The following is a 21,748-nucleotide window of genomic DNA, read 5'->3' as shown; positions in this document are numbered from 1 at the left end:
GCGACCTCGACCGATGAGTGGGGACACCGTGGGTGAGAACGACAAGCTTCGCGACTACCTGACGCGAGTCACCGGCGAACTGCAGCGCACGCGCGGCAGGCTGGCCGCGCTGGAGGACCGCGCCGCCGAACCGATCGCGATCGTCGGCATGGGCTGCCGGTTCCCCGGCGGCGTCCGCACGCCGGAGCGGTTCTGGGAACTGCTGACCGCCGGGGAGCACGGGATCACCGGGTTCCCCGAAGACCGTGGCTGGGACGTCGGCGCGCTGATCGACCCGGACCCGGACCACCTGGGCACCAGCTACGTCGACCGAGGCGGATTCGTGGAGGGCGCCGGGGAATTCGACCCGGAGTTCTTCGGTATCTCGCCGCGCGAGGCCGTCTCGATGGATCCGCAGCAGCGGCTCCTGTTGGAGACGTCGTGGGAGGCGCTGGAACGCGCCGGGATCGACCCCACCTCGCTGTCCGGTGGCCGCGCGGGGGTCTTCGTCGGCACCAACGGCCAGGACTACGGCCGTGACCTGCCCAAGGGCGTCGAAGGCGTCGAGGGTTACCTCGGCACCGGCATCTCCGGCAGTGTCCTTTCCGGACGGATCTCCTACGTGCTCGGGCTCGAAGGCCCGTCGGTCACCGTCGACACGGCGTGCTCGGCGTCGCTGGTCACGCTGCACCTCGCGGTCCGGGCGTTGCGCGCGGGGGAGTGCGACCTCGCGTTGTCCGGCGGCGCCACCGTGATGGCGAGCCCGGACGCGTTCATCGAGTTCTCGCGTCAGCGCGGCCTGGCGCGCGACGGCCTGGTCAAGGCGTTCGCCGCCGGGGCCGACGGCACCGCGTGGGGCGAGGGCGCCGGCATGATCGTGCTGGAGCGGCTTTCCGACGCCCGGCGCAACGGGCATCCGGTGCTGGCCGTGGTGCGCGGCTCGGCGGTCAACCAGGACGGAGCGTCCAACGGTCTCACCGCGCCGAACGGGCCGTCGCAGCAGCGTGTCATCCGCCAGGCGCTGGCCGACGCTCGACTGTCCACAAAGGATGTGGATGTGGTCGAGGCGCACGGCACCGGCACGACGCTGGGCGATCCGATCGAGGTCCAGGCCCTCCAAGCCACCTACGGCCGCGACCGTGGGGAACGTGGTCCGCTGCTGCTCGGTTCGGTGAAGACGAACATCGGGCACACTCAGGCCGCGGCGGGGGTCGCCGGGATCATCAAGATGGTCCTGGCCCTGCGCAACGGAATCCTGCCCGCGAGCCTCCACATCGACGCCCCGAGCCCGCAGGTCGACTGGTCGCCGGGAACGATCGAGCTGCTGGCCTCCGCCCGACCCTGGCCGTCGGGGGAGATCCGCCGGGCGGGTGTCTCCTCGTTCGGCATCAGCGGCACCAACTCCCATGTACTGCTGGAGCAGGCGCCCGAAGCCGAAGAGTCCACAGTGGACGTCGTCGCTCCGCCGGTGGTGCCGTGGGTGCTCTCCGGCCGGACTCCGGCGGCGCTGCGCGCCCAGGCCCGCGCGCTGCTGGCCGTCGAGGGCGACCCGGCGGGCATCGGCTGGTCGCTGGCCGCGACGCGGTCCGTCTTCGAGTACCGGGCCGTCGTCACCGGCCGGGACGAGGAGACTCTGCGTGCCGGTCTGACGGAGATCGCCGAAGGAGAGCCAGCCCTTGGTGAAGCGACCGACGGCGGTCTCGCGGTCTGTTTCACCGGACAGGGTTCCCAGCGGCTCGGCATGGGCCGCGAGCTGTACGAGGCGTACCCGGTGTTCGCCGCCGCGTTCGACCAGATCTGCGAGCTGCTGCCGGGGGTGCGCGAGATCGTCTTCGGTGAGGACGCCGACGCCTTGAACGACACGGCGAACGCCCAGCCCGCGCTGTTCGCGCTGGAGGTCGCGCTCTACCGCCTGGTCGAATCCTGGGGTGTGGTCCCGGACTTCCTGATCGGGCATTCCGTCGGCGACTTCGCCGCCGCGCACGTCGCGGGCGTCTGGTCGCTGGAAGACGCGGCCGCCCTGATCGCCGCGCGTGGCTGCCTGATGAGCGCCTTGCCGCGCGGCGGCGCGATGTGCGCGATCGAAGCGACCGAGGACGAGGTCCGCGCCGCACTGGTCGGGGGAGCGGATGCCGCGGCCGTCAACGGTCCGCGCGCGATCGTCGTCTCCGGCACCGAGGACTCCGTGCGGACCGTCGCCGAGGTGTTCGCCGGGCAGGGGCGCCGGACCAAGCACCTCGCGGTGTCCCACGCGTTCCACTCGGCGCTGATGGACGGCATGCTCGACGACTTCGCCGCCGTCGCCCGCCGGGTCACCTACAGGACACCGAAGATCGCGCTGATCGCGGGCGTCACCGGCCGTATCGCCGACACCGCCGAAATCCTCGACCCGGCCTACTGGGTGCGGCACGTGCGCGAAGCCGTGCGGTTCGCGGACGGGATCGGCGCGCTGGCCGACGCGGGCGTCACCCGATTCCTCGAACTCGGCCCGGACGGCATCCTGTCGGCCGCGGGTCAGGAAAGCGCCGAGGGCCTGTTCGTGCCCGCGCTGCGCCGCGACCGGCCAGAACCCGAGAGTTTCGTCGCCGCGCTGGCCGCCGTGCACGTCCACGGCGGGAAGGTCCGCTGGGCCGCCGCCTTCGACGGCGCGCGCCCGGTCGAACTCCCCACCTACCCGTTCCAGCGCGAGTTCTACTGGCTTCCCGCGACGCAGGCCGCCGGCGACGCGGCCGGTCTCGGCCTCGGCTCGCTCGGCCACCCGCTGCTCGGTGCGGCCGTTTCGGTCGCCGACGCGGGCGGATTCCTGTTCACCGGCAGCCTTTCGCTCCGGACGCATCCGTGGCTGGCCGACCACCTGGTGCACGGCCAGGTCGTCGTGCCGGGCACCGCGCTGGTCGAACTCGCCGTACGCGCCGCCGACGAAACCGGCTTGGCGGTACTGGAAGAACTGACGCTGCAAACCCCGTTGGTGCTCCCGGAAAGCGGCGCGGTCCAGGTGCAGCTGTGGGCCGGCGCGCCGGAGGACTCCGGCCACCGGTCGCTCACCGTGCACTCGCGCCCGCACGGCACGGGGGAGTGGACACTGCACGCGACGGGTGCGCTCGCCCCGGCCGCTCCCACCCCGGATTGGGAGCTGACCGAGTGGCCGCCGCCCGGCGCCGAAGCCGTGTCCCTCGACGGCCGCTACGCCGAACTGGCCGCGGCGGGTCTCGAGTACGGCGAGAACTTCCAAGGCCTGCGTTCCCTGTGGCGCGACGGCGAACACACCTACGCCGAGGTGTCACTGCCCGAGGCCGCCCGCGACCAGGCGGGCCGGTTCGGCCTGCACCCGGCGCTGCTGGACGCGGCGCTGCACGCCCTCGCCGAAGGCGACGGCCCCGCTCGCCTGCCGTTCGCCTGGAGTGACGTCGTCCTGCACGCCTCCGGCGCGGCCGAGCTGCGTGTCCGGCTCACCCCATCCGGTGCCGACGCGGTCAGCCTGCGTGTGGCCGACGGGACCGGTGCGCCGGTCGCCACCGTCGGTTCCCTGGTCGTGCGCCCGGTTTCGGCCGGTCAGCTGCGGCCCGCCGCCACCCGTGACGGCTTGTACGAGCTGGCCTGGCGGCCGATCGCCGCGCCGGAAACCGAAGCGCCGAGCTGGGCGCACTTCGCCGACGTCACCGGTGAGGTCCCCGAGATCGTCGTGTACCGCGCCGATGGTGACGACGTGCACGCCGTCACCGGCGCCACGCTGGACGTCCTCCGGACCTTCCTCGCCGAAGACCGCTTCGCCGCGTCGAGACTGCTTGTCCACACTGGACCGTCCGATGTGGACCCGGTGGCCGCCGCGGTGTGGGGGCTGGTGCGCAGCGCGCAGTCCGAGCATCCGGACCGGTTCCTGCTCGCCGACGCCGACGAGCTGACCGACGCCGTACTGGCCTCCGGTGAGCCGCAGGTCGCCGTCCGCGACGGCGAACTCCGCGTGCCGCGTCTCGTCACGCCCGAATCCACGGGACGGCTGCTCCCGCCGCCCGGGAACTGGCGGCTCGGCCTGTCCGGCAAGGGCACCTTCGACCACCTCACCCTGGAGCCGCTGCCCGACGAGCCGCTGGGCCCGCAGGGGGTCCGGGTCTCCGTCCGCGCCGCCGGGCTCAACTTCCGCGACGTGCTCAACGCGCTCGGCATGTACCCCGGCGAGGCCGGGCTGCTCGGCAGCGAGTTCGCCGGGACCGTCCTCGAGGTCGGCGACGGCGTCACCGACCTGCGCCCCGGCGACGAGGTGATGGGTCTCGTCTCCGGCGGCGCCGGCCCGGTCGCGGTCGCCGAACGGCCGATGATCACCCGCAAACCCGCGGACTGGACCTACGAGCAGGCCGCTTCGACACCGCTGGTGTTCCTCACCGCCTACTACGCGCTGGTCGACCTGGCCGGGCTCAAGGCCGGCGAGTCGATCCTCATCCACGCCGCCGCCGGCGGGGTCGGAATGGCCGCCACCCAGCTCGCGCGCCATCTGGGCGCCGAGGTCTACGGCACGGCCAGCGAGAGCAAGCAGTACGTGCTGCGCGACGCCGGTCTCGACGACGCGCATATCGCCTCCAGCCGCACACTCGACTTCGAGCAGCGGTTCAGCGGTATCGACGTCGTCCTGAACGCGCTCGCCGGGGACTTCGTCGACGCCTCGATCCGCACGATGGCGCCGGGCGGCCGGTTCCTGGAGATGGGCAAGACCGACATCCGCGAGCCCGAAGGCGTCCACTACCGCGCCTTCGACCTGATCGACGCGGGACCGGAGCGGACCGCGCAGATGTGGGACGCGCTGACCGCGTTGTTCGACTCTGGCGCGCTCGCCCCGCTGCCGACCCGGACATGGGACGTCCGGGAGGCACGGGAAGCGTTCCGGTTCCTCAGCCAGGCCAAGCACATCGGCAAGGTCGCGCTCACCATGCCGCGGGCGCTCGACCCGGACCGGACGGTGCTGATCACCGGCGGCACGGGTGGTCTCGGCGCCCTGATCGCCCGCCATCTCGTGACCGCGCACGGCGTCCGGAAGCTCCTGCTCACCAGCCGCCGCGGCCTGGACGCGCCGGGTGCGCGGGAGTTGGTGGCCGATCTCCGCGAAACCGGTGCCGAAGTGAAGGTCGTCGCCTGCGACGTCTCCGATCGCGACGCCGTGGCGGCGCTGCTCGACGGCGTCGACCTGACCGGTGTCGTGCACGCCGCCGGGGTCCTGGACGACGGCACCATCGACGCGCTCACCCAGGAGCGGCTGGACTTCGTGCTCGGGCCGAAGGCCGACGCGGCCCGGTATCTGCACGAACTCTCCGGCGATCCGGAACTGTTCGTCACCTTCTCTTCGGCGGCCGGTGTGCTCGGCGCGCCGGGACAAGGCAACTACGCGGCGGCCAACGGCTACCTCGACGGTCTCGCCGCCCACCGCCGTTCGCTCGGTCTCGCCGGGCAGTCGCTGGCCTGGGGACCGTGGGCCGCGGGCATGGCGGAGACCCTCGGCGAGGCCCACCTCGCGCGCCTTCGCGCCGGGGGCACTCCCGCACTCGCCGTCGAGGACGGTCTCGCGCTGTTCGACGCCGCCATCGCGGCCGGGGCGCCGCTGGCCATCCCGGTCCAGCTTGATCTGCCGGTGCTCGCCGCGTCCGGACCGTTCCCGCCGCTGCTCGGCGCGCTGGTCAAACCCGGCCGCCGGACCGCGAAATCGGGCGGTGGGCAGGACTCCTCGCTGGCGCGGCGGCTCGCCGGGCTGACCGAGGCCGACCAGGACCGCGAGTTGCTCGATCTCGTCCGCACCCAGGTCGCCCTCGTGCTCGGGCACGTCAACGCGGCCACCGTCGAGCCCGGCCGCGGGTTCATGGACCTCGGTTTCGACTCGCTGACCGCGGTCGAACTGCGCAATCGGCTCGGCTCTGTGACCGGGCTACGGCTGCCGTCGACGGTGATCTTCGACCATCCGACCCCGGTCGCGCTCGCCGGCTACGTGCGTTCCGAGCTGCTCGGCGACCTGACCGCCGGGCCGCGTACCCGTGCCCGCGTCACCGACGACAGCGAGCCGATCGCGATCGTCGCGACCAGCTGCCGGTTCCCCGGTGGTGTGAACACGCCGGAAGACCTGTGGCGCCTCGTCTCCGAGGGCCGCGAAGGGCTCACGGAGTTCCCCACCGACCGTGGCTGGGACCTGGCGGCGCTGTTCGACCCGACGCCGGGCAAACAGGGCGTCTCGCACACCCGGACGGGCGGATTCCTGCCCGACGCGGGCGACTTCGACCCGGAGTTCTTCGGCATCTCGCCCCGCGAAGCGCTCGCCATGGACCCGCAGCAGCGGCTGCTGCTGGAGATCGCGTGGGAGGCGTTCGAACGCGCGGGGATCCCGCCGGGCACCTTGCGCGGTAGTGACACCGGTGTCTTCACCGGCGCGATCTACCACGAATACGCCTCCCGGCTGACGAAGATCCCGGAGGAGGTCGAAGGATTCCTCGGCACCGGCACGTCCGGCGCGATGATGTCCGGCCGCGTCTCCTACACCTTCGGGTTCGAGGGGCCCGCCGTCTCGGTGGACACGGCGTGCTCGTCGTCGCTGGTCGCGATGCATCTGGCGAGCCAGGCTCTGCGGTCGGGGGAGTGCTCGCTCGCGCTGGCGGGCGGCGTCACGGTGATGGCCAACCCCGACCCGTTCGTCGACTTCAGCAAGCAGAACGCGATGGCGGCCGACGGCCGCTGCAAGGCGTTCGCCAACGGGGCCGACGGCGTCAGCTGGGGTGAGGGCGCCGGGTTCGTCCTGCTGGAGAAGCTGTCCGACGCGCGCCGCAACGGGCACCCGGTCCTCGCGCTGCTCAAGGGTTCCGCGGTCAACCAGGACGGCGCGTCCAGTGGTCTCACCGCGCCGAACGGGCCTTCGCAGCAACGCGTGATCCGGCAGGCACTCGCCAACGCCGGACTGTCCACTTCGGACGTCGACGTCGTCGAAGCGCACGGCACCGGAACCAGGCTGGGCGACCCGATCGAGGCGCAGGCCCTGCTCGCCACCTACGGCCAGGACCGCGAAGAGCCGCTGCTGCTCGGCTCGGTGAAGTCGAACTTCGGGCACACGCAGGCCGCGGCGGGCGTGGCCGGGGTGATCAAGATGGTCGAGGCGATGCGGCACGGCGTCGTCCCCGCGACGCTGCACGTCGACGCGCCCTCCGCCCAGGTCGATTGGGAAACCGGCGCGATCCGCGTGGCCACCGAGTCCGCGGGCTGGCCGGAGACCGGCCGTCCGCGCCGGGCGGGGGTGTCCTCGTTCGGGTTCAGCGGGACCAACGCGCACGTCGTGCTCGAACACGTCCCCGCGTCGGAGACCGAGAAGCCGGCCAAACGGCCCGCGATGCTGCCCTGGGTCCTTTCCGGGCGTTCCGAGGAAGCGCTGCGGGCGCAGGCCGCGCGGCTCGCGGACCTGACGGCCGACCCGCTCGACGTCGCTTTCACGCTCGCCACCGCCCGGACCGCGCACGAACGCCGTGCGGTCGTCGTCGGGGCCGACCCGTCGGTGCTGCGCGCCGGGCTGGCCGCGTTCGCCGACACCGGCCGGGCCGCCAACGTCGTCTCGGGGCGGGCGGTCACCGGCAGGCTCGCGGTCCTGTTCACCGGCCAGGGTGCCCAGCGCATCGGTATGGGCCAAGGGCTTTACGAGACCTTCCCCGCATTCGCGGCGGCGTATGACGAGGTCGCCGCGTTGCTTCCGCTCGATGGCGACATCGACCGCACGGGTACGGCGCAGCCCGCGATCTTCGCGCTCGAAGTGGCGTTGTTCCGGCTCTTCGAGTCCTGGGGCGTCACCCCGGACCTGTTGGCCGGACACTCGATCGGCGAGATCGCGGCGGCGCACGTGGCCGGGGTGTTGTCGCTGGAGGACGCGGCGAAGCTGGTCGAGGCGCGTGGCCGGCTGATGGAGGCGTTGCCCGAGGGTGGCGCGATGGTCGCGGTGCAGGCGTCCGAGGACGAGGTGCGTGAGTACCTGTCCGAAGAGGTCTGTCTCGCCGCGGTGAACGGCCCGCAGGCGATCGTTCTGTCCGGTGTGGACGGTCCGGTCCGCGCGGTCGCCGCCCGGTTCGCCAAGGAAGGGCGTCGCACCAAGCAGCTCGTGGTGTCGCACGCGTTCCATTCGGCGCTGATGGAGCCGATGCTGGCGGAGTTCGCCGAAGTGGCGGAGTCTCTGGAGTACCACCAGCCGCGGATCCCGATCGTGTCCACAGTGACCGAAGGGCCGGATCTGACCGACCCGGCGTATTGGGTGCGCCACGTCCGCGAAACCGTGCGGTTCGCCGATGGTCTCGCGGCGCTGACCGCCGAGGGTGCCACGACGTTCCTCGAACTCGGGCCGGACGCCGTGCTCAGCGCGCTCGTCGACGGCGGGGTGCCCGCCCTGCGCAAGGACCAGGACGAGGCCCGGACCGTGATGTCCGCGCTGGGCGGCGTGCACGCCGCGGGCGCCCCCGTCGACTGGGACCGCTTCTTCGACGGCACCGGCGCGCGGCCGGTGACCCTGCCCACGTATCCGTTCCAGCGCCGTCGTTTCTGGCTGCTGGCCCCGCCTGGGTCCGGTGACGCCACCGCGCTCGGCCTCGGCGCGCTCGACCATCCGCTGCTCGGCGCCGCCGTCGCGCTGCCCGAACGCGGCGGGCTCGTGCTCACCGGCAGGCTGTCGCTCGACGAACAGCCGTGGCTGGCCGGGCACCGCGTCCGTGACGTCGTCCTGCTGCCCGGCACCGCGTTCGCCGAACTGGCCGTGCGGGCGGGTGACGAGGTCGGTTGCGGAACCGTCGAAGAACTGACGCTGCAAGCACCGCTTGTGCTCACCTCGGCCCCGGTGCAACTGCGAGTGTCCCTTTCGGACAGTGGTGCCCTGGCGGTGCACTCCCGTCCCGAGGACGGCGACTGGACACTGCACGCCACCGGCTCGGTGACCACGGCCACCGAGGAACCCGCCGCGCTCACCGAATGGCCGCCGTCCGGCGCGGAACCTGTTGACCTGGATGGCTTCTACTCCACGCTCGCCGACGCCGGACTCGGCTACGGCGACCCGTTCCGCGGGCTGCGCGCCGCTTGGCGCCAGGGTGACGAGGTCTTCGCCGAGGTCGCGCTGCCCGAGGGCACCGACGTGCGCGGATTCGGGCTGCACCCGGCCCTGCTCGACGCCGTGCTGCACGCCGTCGGCCTGACCGGCGGCCCGGCACGGCTGCCGTTCTCCTGGACCGGGCTGGCGTTGCACGCCACCGGCGCGAGCACCCTGCGGGCGAGGCTCACCCCGGCCGGTCAGGACGCGGTCTCCTTGCGGGTCACCGACGGCACGGGTGCTCCGGTGCTGTCGGTCGCGTCGCTGAGCCTGCGCCCGGTCGGTGACGGGCCGCTGCCCAGCGCCGCCTCCGACGCGCTGTTCGGCATCGACTGGATTCCCGTCGCGCTGCCTTCGGAAGCCGAAGACGTCGCCGTCTACGAAGCCACGTCGCCCGAAGCGACTCTGGAGGTGTTGCAGACCGCCGAAGACCGGCTCGTCGTGCACCTCACCGGTGACAGCCCGGCGCACGCCGCCGTCGCCGGACTGGTGCGCAGCGCACAGGCCGAGTACCCGGACAAGTTCATTCTGGTCCACGGCCCCGGTGACGCCCGGATCGCGGCCGCCGCAGGTGAGCCCGAGGTCGCGTTCACCGACGACGGCCCGCGCGTTCCGCGGCTGACGCGGTCCCGCGCGACCGCCGACCCCGACTGGACCCTCGACGGCACCGTGCTGGTCACCGGCGGTACCGGTGGACTCGGCGCGCACGTCGCCCGTCGGCTCGTCGAGCGGCACGGCGTCCGCCATCTGCTGCTGGCCGGACGCCGGGGTGCCGACGCCCCCGGTGCCGAAGAACTGCGGGACGAGCTCACCGCTCTCGGCGCGGAAGTGACGATCGCCGCCTGCGACGTCGCCGACCGCTCCCAGCTGGAGTCCGTGCTCGCGCTCGCCGAGCCGCCGCTCAGCGGGGTGGTGCACGCGGCGGGCGTCCTCGACGACGGTGTCCTCTCCGCGATGACGCCCGAGCGGCTCGCCGCCGTGGCCGGACCGAAGGCCGAGGCCGCGCGGCATCTGCACGAATTGACCACTGACCTGAAGCTGTTCGTCACGTTCTCCTCGATCGCCGGCGCCCTCGGCGCTCCCGGTCAGGCGAACTACGCGGCCGCCAACGGCTACCTCGACGGTCTCGCCGGCCTCCGGCGCGCGCAGGGCCTTCCCGGCACGTCGATCGCCTACGGCCTCTGGGAAACCGGAATGGGCGAGGGCCGCGGTGGCGCGGCGCTGCCCGTCGAGGCCGGGCTGGAGCTGTTCGATCTGCTGGCTCTCGGGGACGACCCGCGGCCCGTCGCGGCCAAGCTCGATCTGGCCGCGCTGCGGGCCGAGGCCGACGTACCGCATGTGCTGCGGAGCCTGGTCCGGCCACGACGTCGCCGTGCGGCGGAGGAAGCGGAAGCCGCGGGCCTGCGGCAACGTCTGGCGGGCGTACCCGCCGGGGAGCGCACGCGGCTGCTGACCGAACTGGTCCGCACCGAAGCCGCGCACGTCCTCAGCCACACCAGCCCCGACGCCGTCGAAGCCGACCGCGCCTTCGGTGACCTGGGTTTCGACTCGCTCACCGCGGTCGAATTCCGCAACCGGCTCGGCACGGTCACCGGACTTCGGCTCCCGGCAACACTCACTTTCGACCACCCGACCCCGGTGGCACTGGCCGAGTTCCTGCTCGCCGAACTGCTCGACGAACCCGCCGACGCGACCCCGGTCTTCACCGCCGCGCGCGCCGACGGCGACCCGATCGTCATCGTCGGCATGGCCTGCCGCTATCCGGGCGGCGTGACGTCTCCGGAAGAACTGTGGGACGTCGTGGCCGGCGGCCGCGACGGCGTGACCCGGTTCCCCGAGGACCGCGGCTGGGACGTCGACGGCATCTACGACCCCGACCCCGACCAGCCTGGCAAGACCTACACCCGCGAGGGCGGTTTCCTGCACGACGCGGGCGACTTCGATCCGGAATTCTTCGGGATCTCGCCCCGGGAAGCGCTCGCGATGGACCCGCAGCAACGTCTGCTGCTCGAAGTCGCGTGGGAGGCGCTCGAACGCTCCGGTACCGATCCGACGTCGCTCAAGGGCAGCCCGACCGGGGTGTTCGCCGGCGTCATGTACCACGACTACGGCACCCGGCTCGGCAACGACGTTCCCGACGACGTCGAGGGTTTCCTCGGCACCGGCACCTCGGGTTCGGTGCTGTCCGGCCGGGTCGCCTACACCCTCGGACTGGAAGGCCCGGCGGTTTCGGTCGACACCGCGTGCTCCTCGTCGCTGGTCGCCCTGCACTGGGCGACGCAGGCGCTCAAGGCGGGGGAGTGCTCGCTGGCGCTGGCCGGTGGTGTCACCGTGATGGCGACGCCCGAGACCTTCATCGGGTTCTCGCGTCAGCGCGGCCTCGCCGCCGACGGCCGCTGCAAGTCCTTCTCGGCCGACGCCGACGGCACCGGCTGGGCCGAAGGCGCCGGGATGCTCGTGCTGGAACGGCTTTCCGACGCGCGCCGCAACGGGCACCGCGTCCTAGCGGTCGTCAAGGGCTCGGCGGTCAACTCCGACGGCGCGTCCAACGGTCTCACCGCCCCGAACGGTCCTTCGCAGCAGCGCGTGATCCGGCAGGCGCTGGCCGCCGCCGGGGTCCCTTCGTCCACTGTGGACGCCGTCGAGGCGCACGGCACCGGTACGACGCTGGGCGACCCGATCGAGGCACAGGCACTTCTGGCCACGTACGGCCGCGAGCGTGACGGCGAACCGCTGTACCTCGGCTCGGTGAAGTCGAACTTCGGCCACACGCAGGCCGCGGCGGGCGTCGCCGGGATCATCAAGATGGTCCAGGCGATGCGCCACGGTGTCCTGCCGCCGACGCTGCACCTGGGCGAGGCGACCCCGCACGTCGACTGGGAAGCCGGCGACGTCGAGCTGCTCGCCGAAGGCCGGGAGTGGCCGCAGACCGGGCGGCCGCGGCGGTCCGCCGTGTCCTCCTTCGGGATCAGCGGCACCAACGCGCATGTCATCCTCGAACAGCCTCCGGCCGAAACACCCGCTTCGCGCGAGGTCGTGGCTCCCGCGCTGGTGCCGTGGGTGCTGTCCGGCCGCGCCGAGAACACCTTGCGCGAGCAGGCCGGGCGCCTGCTCGGCCGCGACGGTGAACCGGTCGATGTCGGTTTGGCGCTCGCCACGACCCGGACCGCGCACGAGCGGCGTGCCGTCGTACTCGGCGCCACCGGCGCGGATCTCCGCACCGGTCTCGAAGCGCTGGCCGAAGGCGCGACCACACCGTCGGTCGTCGCCGGACGGGTACTGCCCGGCCGGACGGCGTTCCTGTTCACCGGTCAGGGATCGCAGCGTCCCGGTATGGGCGAAGGGCTTTACGCCGCCTTCCCGGCGTTCGCCGCGGCGTACGACGAGGTCACCGCGCTGCTCCCGGCAGGCGGCGACCTGAGCCGCACCGGTGCCGCGCAGCCCGCGATCTTCGCGCTGGAGGTCGCGCTGTACCGGCTCGCCGAGTCGTGGGGTGTCGTGCCCGACTTCGTGGCCGGGCATTCGATCGGCGAGATCGCGGCCGCGCATGTGGCGGGCGTGCTTTCGCTGGAGGACGCGGCCAAGCTCGTCGAGGCGCGCGGTCGGCTGATGGAGGCGCTGCCCGAAGGCGGCGCGATGGTCGCGGTCCAGGCGAGTGAGGACGAGGTGCGTGAGCACCTGACGCCGAAGGTGTCGCTGGCCGCCGTCAACGGCCCCGACGCGGTCGTCCTTTCGGGAGCCGCGTCGCCGACGCTCAAGCTGGTCAAGAAGTTCGAGAAACTCGGCCGCCGCACGAAGCGGCTGGACGTCTCGCACGCGTTCCACTCGGCCCTGATGGAGCCGATGCTCGACGAGTTCGCCGCTGTGGTGCGGGAACTCGGCTTCTCGGCGCCGAAGATCCCGTTCGTGTCCACAGTGGACGGCGAACCGGTGGCACGGGTCGCCGAACCGGAGTACTGGGTCGAGCACGTCCGCGCCACCGTCCGGTTCTCGGCCGGGCTCGCGTGGCTGCGTGAGGCCGGGGTGACCAAGTTCCTGGAACTCGGCCCGGCCGCCGTGCTGACCGCGCTCGCGGACGACGGCCCGGACACCTTCGCGGCGTCGTTCCTGCGCGCCGACCGCGGCGAAGCGGAGACCGCGCTCACCACGCTGGCCGCCGCGTACACCCGCGGTGTTCCCGTCGACTGGGCCGCGGTGTTCCGCCCGACCGGCGCCCGCGTCGTCGACCTGCCGACGTCGGTGTTCGACCGCCGCCGCTTCTGGCTCGCCGCTGGGTCCGGCGCGGGCGACGTCACCACGGCCGGGGTCCAGGCCGCCGGACACCCGCTGCTGGGCGCCGCCGTGCCGTTCGCCGACGGCGACGGCTGGGTCCTCACCGGACGGCTTTCGATCGCCACGCACCCGTGGCTGGCCGGGCACGCCGCGTTCGGCGAAGTACTCGTCCCCGGCACCGGCCTGCTCGAACTCGCGGTCCGCGCCGGTGACGAAGCCGGCTGTGGAGGCGTGGAGGAACTGACCCTGGCCGCGCCGCTGGTTCTGCCGCCGCACGGCGCGCTGGACGTCCAGGTACTCGTCGGCACGGCGGGCACAGGCGGACGCCGCCCGGTTTCGGTGCACTCCCGTGCCCCGCAAGGGGAGTGGACCGAACACGCCACCGGCACCCTCGCTCCCGAGGCGGCCGCCGTGCCGTCCGGCCTCACCGAGTGGCCGCCCGCCGCCGAGCCGATCCCCCTCGACGGGCTGTACGCGGACATGGCGGCCGCGGGGCTCGACTACGGCCCGCCGTTCCGCGGGCTGACCGCCGCCTGGCGCGACGGGGACACGGTGTTCGCCGAGGTCGAGCTGCCCGAGGGCACCGAAGTCGACGGCTTCGGCCTGCATCCGGCACTGCTCGACGCCGCACTGCACACTCTGGGGCTCACGCCGGGGGAGGGCACCCGGCTGCCGTTCCTGTTCGGCGACGTCACCCTGCACGCCACCGGCGCCACCGCGCTGCGCGTCCGGGTCACGCCCGCCGGATCCGGATTCTCCTTGCTGGCCACCGACGCCACCGGTGCGCCGGTCGCCACGATCGGCACGGTCGCGGTCCGGACCGCGGAGGCACCGAGGCAGCGCGGCACCGACTCGCTGTACGAGCTGACCTGGGTCGAGGTGCCCGCCGACGGCGACATCGGCGAAGACGTCCAGGTCTTCACCGCGCCGGACGGCGAGCCGCGTGCCGCGCTCGCCGCGACCCTCGCCGCCGTCCAGGAATTCCTCGCCGACGGCGGGCCGCGCATGGTCGTGTGCACGGGCGACGACCCGGCGGGAGCCGCTGTCCGTGGTCTCGTCCGCACCGCCGCGTCGGAGCACCCGGACCGGTTCGTCGTCCTCGAAGGGGATGACGTGGCGAAGGCGCTGGCCACCGGTGAACCACAGGTCCGGATCCGCGACGGCGTCGCGGAAGTACCGCGGCTCGCCCGGGTCACGGCGGGAGAACCCGCGATCTGGGGCGAGGGCACGGTTCTCGTCACCGGCGGCACCGGCGGGGTCGGGGCGGCCATCGCCCGGCATCTGGCGCCGCGGGTCACCCGGCTGGTGCTCACCAGCCGCCGCGGCCTCGACGCGCCCGGCGCCGCGGCACTGGCGGAAGAGCTCGGCGCCGAGGTCGTCGCCTGCGACGTCACCGACCGCGACGCGCTCGCCGCGCTGCTCGACGGGATCGAAGACCTCACCGGCATCGTGCACGCGGCCGGGGTGCTCGACGACGGTGTCGTCACCGAGCTGACCCCGGAGCGCTTCGACACCGTGCTGCGGCCCAAGGCCGAAGCGGCGCTCGCGCTCCACGAACTCACCCTCGGCAGGCCGTTGACCCAGTTCGTGCTGGTGTCCTCGGTGTCCGGGATCCTCGGCGGTCCGGGGCAGGCCAGCTACGCCGCGGCCAACGCCCTGCTCGACGACCTCGCGCGCCGCCGTCACGCGGAGGGGCTGCCCGCTCGTTCGCTGGCGTACGGGCTGTGGGCCAACGGTATGGGCGGACAGTCCGATGTGGACCGTCTGGCCCGCGCCGGCTTCGGCGCGCTGACCGACGAAGAAGGCCTGGCACTGTTCGACGCCGCACTGGCCGCTCCGACTCCGGTCCCGGTTCCGGTCAAGCTCGACCTGGCGACGTTGCGCACGCTGGCCCGCACGAGCGAGCCCGCCCCCGCGCTGCGCGGCCTGGTCCGGGTGCCGAAGCGGCGGGGTGCGGCCAACGCCGCGGCCGCCGCCGGGCTGACCGCGACGCTCGCCCGGCTTTCGCCCGACGACCAGCTCTCGCATCTGGCCGGCCTCGTCCGCGGCCACGTGGCCGACGTGCTCGGACACGGCACCGCGACGTCGATCGAAGCCGGTCGCGCGTTCACCGAACTCGGCTTCGATTCGCTCACCGCCGTCGAACTGCGCAACCGGCTCGGCGAGGCGACCGGTCTGCGGCTACCCGCCACGCTGGTGTTCGACCACCCGAACCCGGCGGCGCTGGCGGCCCACATCCGCGGCGAACTGGCCGGTGACGAGGCAGGTGTGGACGCCGCGCCGGTCAGGGTGGCCGAGCCGGACGAGCCCATCGCCATCGTCGCGATGAGCTGCCGGTTCCCGGGCGGGGTGAGCTCGCCGGAGGACCTGTGGCGCCTGGTCGCCGAGGGGACCGACGCGATCACGCCGTTCCCCTCCGACCGCGGGTGGGATCTCGACCGGCTGTACCACCCGGACCCCGACCATCCCGGCACCAGCTACGCCCGCGAAGGCGGCTTCCTGCACGACGCCGCCGACTTCGACGCCGAGTTCTTCGGCATCTCGCCGAGGGAGGCGGTCACCGTCGACCCGCAGCAGCGCTTGCTGCTGGAGACCGCGCAGGAGGCGTTCGAGCGCGCCGGGATCGACCCGGTCTCGCTGCGCGGAAGCGCCACTGGTGTGTTCGCGGGCGTCATGTACGACGACTACGCGTCGCGGCTGGCCGCCACCCCGGACGGGATGGAAGGCCTGCTCGGGACCGGCAGCGCCAGCAGCGTGCTGACCGGCCGGGTCGCCTACACCTTCGGGCTCGAAGGCCCGGCGGTCTCGGTCGACACGGCGTGCTCGTCCTCGCTGGTCGCCCTGCACTGGGCGGCGCAGGCGCTGCGCTCGGGTGAATGCGGGCTGGCGCTGGTCGGCGGTGCGACCGTGATGGCCAGCCCGAACCCGTTCATCGAATTCTCGCGTCAGCGCGGCCTGGCCGCCGACGGCCGCTGCAAGCCGTTCGCGGCCGCGGCCGACGGCACCGCCTGGGCCGAGGGCGCCGGATTCCTGCTCCTGGAGCGGCTTTCCGACGCACGCCGCAACGGACGCCACGTGCTGGCGGTCGTGAAGGGCAGCGCGGTCAATCAGGACGGCGCGTCCAACGGCATGACCGCGCCCAACGGACCCTCGCAGCAGCGGGTGATCCGTCGCGCACTGGCCGCCGCGGGCGTCGAGTCGTCCACTGTGGACGCCGTCGAGGCGCACGGCACCGGGACCGCGCTTGGCGATCCGATCGAGGCACAGGCGCTGCTGGCCACCTACGGCCAGGACCGCGACGAGCCGCTGTGGCTGGGCTCGGTGAAGTCCAACATCGGCCACACGCAGGCCGCCGCCGGGCTCGCCGGGATCATCAAGATGGTCGAGGCGATGCGGCACGGTGTCCTGCCCGCGACCCTGCACGTCGACGAGCCGTCCCCGCACGTCGACTGGGAAGCGGGCGAGGTCCGGCTGCTCACCGAGGCACGGCCGTGGCCGGAGGCGGGCCGTCCCCGGCGGGCGGCGGTATCGGCGTTCGGGATCAGCGGCACCAACGCGCACGTGATCCTGGAGCAGGTCCCCGAACCTTCGGTGCCCGCGCGGACTCCGGCGCCGCCGTCGCTGCTGCCGTGGGTGCTCAGCGCCCGGACCGAGGAGGCGCTGCGAGCCCAGGCCGGACGGCTGCTCGGCACCGTCGGATTCGCCGACCCGGTCGACATCGGCTACGCGCTGGCGACCACCCGGACCGCGTTCGAGCGGCGGGCGGTGCTCACCGGTGACGCCGACGCGTTGCGCACCGGGCTGGCCGCGCTCGCCGGCGGCCGGAGCACCCCGGAGGTCGTCACCGGCCGTGCCACGGAAGGAAAACTGGCGCTGCTGTTCACCGGACAGGGTTCCCAGCGGCTCGGCATGGGCCGAGGGCTCTACGAGGCGTTCCCGGTGTTCGCGGCGGCTTACGACGAGGTAGCCGCGCTGCTCCCGCTCGATGGCGACATCGATCGCACCGGCACCGCGCAGCCCGCGATCTTCGCGCTGGAAGTCGCGCTCTTCCGGCTCGTGGAGTCGTGGGGGATCCGCCCCGATTTCCTGGCCGGGCATTCGATCGGGGAGATCGCCGCCGCCCACGTGGCCGGGGTGTTCTCCCTGGAGGACGCGGCGAAGCTCGTCGAAGCACGCGGCCGGTTGATGGAGGCGCTACCCGAGGGCGGCGCTATGGTCGCGGTCCAGGCGTCCGAGGACGAGGTGCGCGAGTACCTGTCCGAAGAGGTCTGTCTGGCCGCGGTGAACGGTCCGCAGGCGATCGTTCTGTCCGGTGTGGACGGTCCGGTCCGCGAGGTCGCCGACAGGTTCACGAAGGAAGGCCGCCGGACCAAGGCGTTGGTCGTCTCGCACGCGTTCCATTCCTCGCTGATGGAGCCGATGCTGGCGGAGTTCGCCGAAGTGGCGGAAAGCTTGAGCTACCACGAGCCGCGGATCCCGATCGTGTCCACAGTGGCCGAAGCGGCGGATCTGACCGACCCGGGCTACTGGGTGCGCCACGTGCGGGAGACCGTGCGCTTCGCCGACGGTGTCCGCGCGCTCGCCGAAGCGGGCGTCACCCGGTTCGCCGAATTGGGCCCGGACGGCGTGCTCTCCGCGATGGGTCTCGACAGTGCCCCCGACGCGATGTTCGTCCCGGTGCTGCGCAAGGACCGCGACGAACGGCAAACCGCCGCCCTCGCATTCAGCCGACTAATTGCGGCCGGGGCCGAGGCCGACTGGACGAAGTTCTTCGACGGCACCGGCGCCCGTGCCGTCCCGCTGCCCACGTACGCGTTCCAGCGCGAGCGGTTCTGGCTCGACCCGCCCGCCGTCGCAGGGGACGCCGCAGGGCTGGGCCTGGCCGCGGCCGGGCACCCGCTGCTCGGCGCGACCGTGCCGACGGCGGGTGAGGACGGCCTGGTCGGCTACGGCAGGCTCTCCCGCGCGGCACAGCCGTGGCTGGCCGATCACGCGGTGCTCGGCACCGTGCTGGTCCCCGGCGCGGCGCTGGTCGAACTCGCCGTCCGGGCTGGCGACGAACTCGGCTGCGCCCGCGTGGCCGAACTGACCATCGCGGCGCCGATGGTGCTGCCCGAGACCGGCGGTCTCGCCGTGCAGGTCGTGGTCGGGGCCGCGGACGACGACGGACGGCGTCCGGTGTCGATCCACTCCCGGCTCGACGAGGCTGCCTGGACCGAACACGCGACCGGTCTGCTCGCCCCCGGCGACGCGTATCCGGCGGCCAAGGACACCGCGTGGCCGCCCGCCGGAGCCGAGGCTCTCGACGTCACTGGGCTCTACCCGGGGCTCGCCGACGCGGGCCTGGAGTACGGGCCGGTGTTCCAGGGCCTCACCGCCGCCTGGCTCGTGGACGGCGAGGTCTGTGCCGACCTCGAACTGCCCGCGGTGGCGCATGCCGACGCCGGGAAGTTCGGCCTGCACCCGGCCCTGCTCGACGCCGCGCTGCACGCCATCGTCCTGCTGCCGGGCAACGCCGAGACCACCCGGTTGCCGTTCCTCTGGCGTGACGTCGTGCTGCACGCGGCCGGCGCCACCGCCGCCCGGGTCCGGGTCGCCGCCTCCGGGACCGACTCGGTGCGGCTGGAGCTCACCGACGGCGCCGGAGCGCCGGTGCTCACGGTGGGATCGTTGCTGCTGCGCGAGGTCACCGACCTCGGCCCGGCGTCTCCGTCCACTTCGGACTCGCTGTTCCGGCTCGGCTGGTCCGCGATCACGACCGGCTCCCCGGTTTCGGCGACGGAACTGCTCTCGGCGGTACCGGGAGCAGGCGAGACCCCGGCGGCCACCCACGCGCTTCTGCGGAGCACGCTGGCGAAGCTCCAGGAATGGCTGACCGAGGAGAAGGACGCCATCCTCGTGGTGCGCACCGAGAACGCGGTCGCCGTGTCCACTTCGGACACTGTCGACCCGGCTTCGGCCGCGGTGTGGGGCCTGGTCCGCAGCGCCCAGTCCGAGAATCCCGGCAGGCTGGTGCTGCTCGACGCGGCAGAGGCCGACGTCGACACCGCCTTGGCCGTGCTGGGCGACGAAACCCAGCTGGCCGTGCGGGACGGCGTCGTCCACGCCGCGCGGCTGCTGACCGCCGCGTCGTCGCCGGATCTCGCGCCGCCGTGGCACGAACCGGCCTGGCGCCTCGACAGCGTCGTCAAGGGCACCCTCGACCGGCTCTCCTTCGAGCCGTACCCCGATGTGCTCGAACCGTTGCTGCCGCGCGAGGTCCGGATCGCCACCCGCGCGGCCGGGACGAACTTCCGCGACGTGCTCAACGTGCTCGGCATGTACCCGGGTGACGCCGGCCGGATCGGCTACGAGGCCGCCGGTGTCGTCACCGACGTCGGCTCCGAGGTGACCGACCTCGTGCCGGGTGACCGGGTGATGGGCCTGGTGCACGGCGGGTTCGGCCCGCTCACCTTCGCCGACCGGGATCTGCTGGCCAAGATGCCCGAGGGCTGGACGTTCGAAGAGGCCGCGTCCGTACCGCTGGTGTTCCTCACCGCTTACTACGCGCTGACCGATCTCGGCGGGCTGAAGAAGGGCGAGTCGGTGCTCATCCACGCGGCCGCCGGTGGTGTCGGGATGGCCGCCACGCAGCTCGCGCGGCATCTCGGCGCCGAGGTGTTCGGCACCGCCAGCGAGGGCAAATGGGATGTCCTGCGCGCCGCCGGGCTGGCCGACGACCACATCGCGTCGTCGCGGACGCTCGACTTCGAGGAGCGGTTCCGCGAGACCACCGGCGGCAAGGGCGTGGACGTCGTCCTCAACGCGCTGACGGGCGACTTCATCGACGCGTCGATGCGCCTGTTACCGCGCGGTGGACGGTTCGTGGAAATGGGGAAGACCGACGTCCGTCCGGACGGCGGCGGCGCGGGGCACCATCCCGGTGTGACTTACCAGGCGTTCGACGTGATCGACGCGGGCAACCACCGGATCGCGCGGATATGGGAGGAGTTGATCGCCTTGTTCGACCAGGGCGCGCTCACCCCGTTGCCGATCCGCACCTGGGATCTGCGCCGGGCTCCGGAGGCGCTGCGCTTCCTGTCCCAGGCCAAGCACGTCGGCAAGGTCGTGCTGACCGTGCCGCGCCGCCCGATCGGCGGCACCGTGCTCGTCACCGGCGGCACCGGCGGGCTCGGCGCGGTCCTGGCCAGGCATCTGGTCACCCGGCACGACGTCAAGGACCTGGTGCTCACCAGCCGCCGCGGCCCGGACGCGCCCGGCGCGGCCGAACTGGCGGCGGAACTGACCGGGCTGGGCGCGACCGTGCGGATCGAGGCGTGCGACGCCGCCGACCGCGCCGCGCTCGCCGCGGTCCTGGACCGCACCCCGGAACTGACCGGTGTGGTGCACGCGGCCGGTGTCCTCGACGACGGCCTGCTCACCGCGCTCACCCCCGAACGGCTGGAGAAGGTGCTGCGGCCCAAGGTGGACGCGGCGTGGAACCTGCACGAGCTGACCCGCGGCCACGACCTGACGATGTTCGTCCTGTTCTCCTCGGCCGCCGGGGTGCTCGGCGCGCCGGGGCAGGCGAACTACGCCGCGGCGAACACCTTCCTCGACGGGCTCGCGCACCACCGGCGCGGTCTCGGCCTGCCCGCGACCTCGCTCGCCTTCGGTCTCTGGGCCGACGGCATGGGCGATTCCGCCGACGCGGACCGCATGGGCCGCGACGGGGTGGGCAGTTTCGACCCCGCCGAGGGACTGGAGCTGTTCGACCTGGCCACCGGCCTGGCCGAGCCGGTCTCGGTGCCGGTGAAGCTGGACGTCGCCGGGCTCCGGGCGATGACCGGACCGGTGCCGCCGCTGCTGCGCGGTCTCGTCCGCGGTTCGGTGCGGCGTGCCGCACCGGTGGACGCCGCGGCGCAGGCCGACGGGCTCAAACGACGGCTCGCCGGGCTGTCGCAGGCGGACGCCGAACTGGTGCTGCTCGGGGTGGTGCGCGGCCAGGCCGCGGCCGCGCTCGGGCACGACGGCGCGGACTCGATCGAGCCGGGCCGGGCGTTCACCGAACTGGGCTTCGACTCGCTGACCGCGGTCGAGCTGCGCAACGGGCTCGACGCGGCCACCGGGCTGCGCCTTCCCGCGACGCTGATCTTCGACTACCCGACCCCCGACGACCTCGCCAAGTTCCTGCAGTCCGAGATGGACGCCGCGGGACCGGCCGCGGACACCGGCTTGGCCTCCGGGATCGACAAGCTCGCCGCCGAGCTGTCCACAGTGGACCTGGGGAGCGCGGACGGTGCCGAGGTCGAGGCGAAGCTGCGGAACCTGGTGTCCCTGTGGCAGGACCGGACGCGCCCGTCGTCCGGCGGCGACGCGGATCTGGAAGTGGACACCATCGACGACATGTTCGCCCTGCTGGACAACGAACTCTGACCC

General features: G+C 73.1%; 1 protein-coding gene. It reads left to right on the top strand.

What is annotated here, in order from left to right; all coding sequences use genetic code 11:
- Positions 1-28 precede the first annotated feature (28 nt).
- Positions 29-21,745, top strand: coding sequence for a type I polyketide synthase (locus tag NQK81_RS07605; RefSeq protein ID WP_257487651.1), 21,717 nt, complete (start codon positions 29-31; stop codon positions 21,743-21,745).
- Positions 21,746-21,748 lie beyond the last annotated feature (3 nt).

Source organism: Amycolatopsis roodepoortensis (assembly GCF_024628825.1).
GTDB classification, from domain to species: domain Bacteria; phylum Actinomycetota; class Actinomycetes; order Mycobacteriales; family Pseudonocardiaceae; genus Amycolatopsis; species Amycolatopsis roodepoortensis.
The sequence above is the reverse complement of the archived record's forward strand: the minus strand, read 5'-3'. Positions and strand labels throughout refer to the sequence as shown.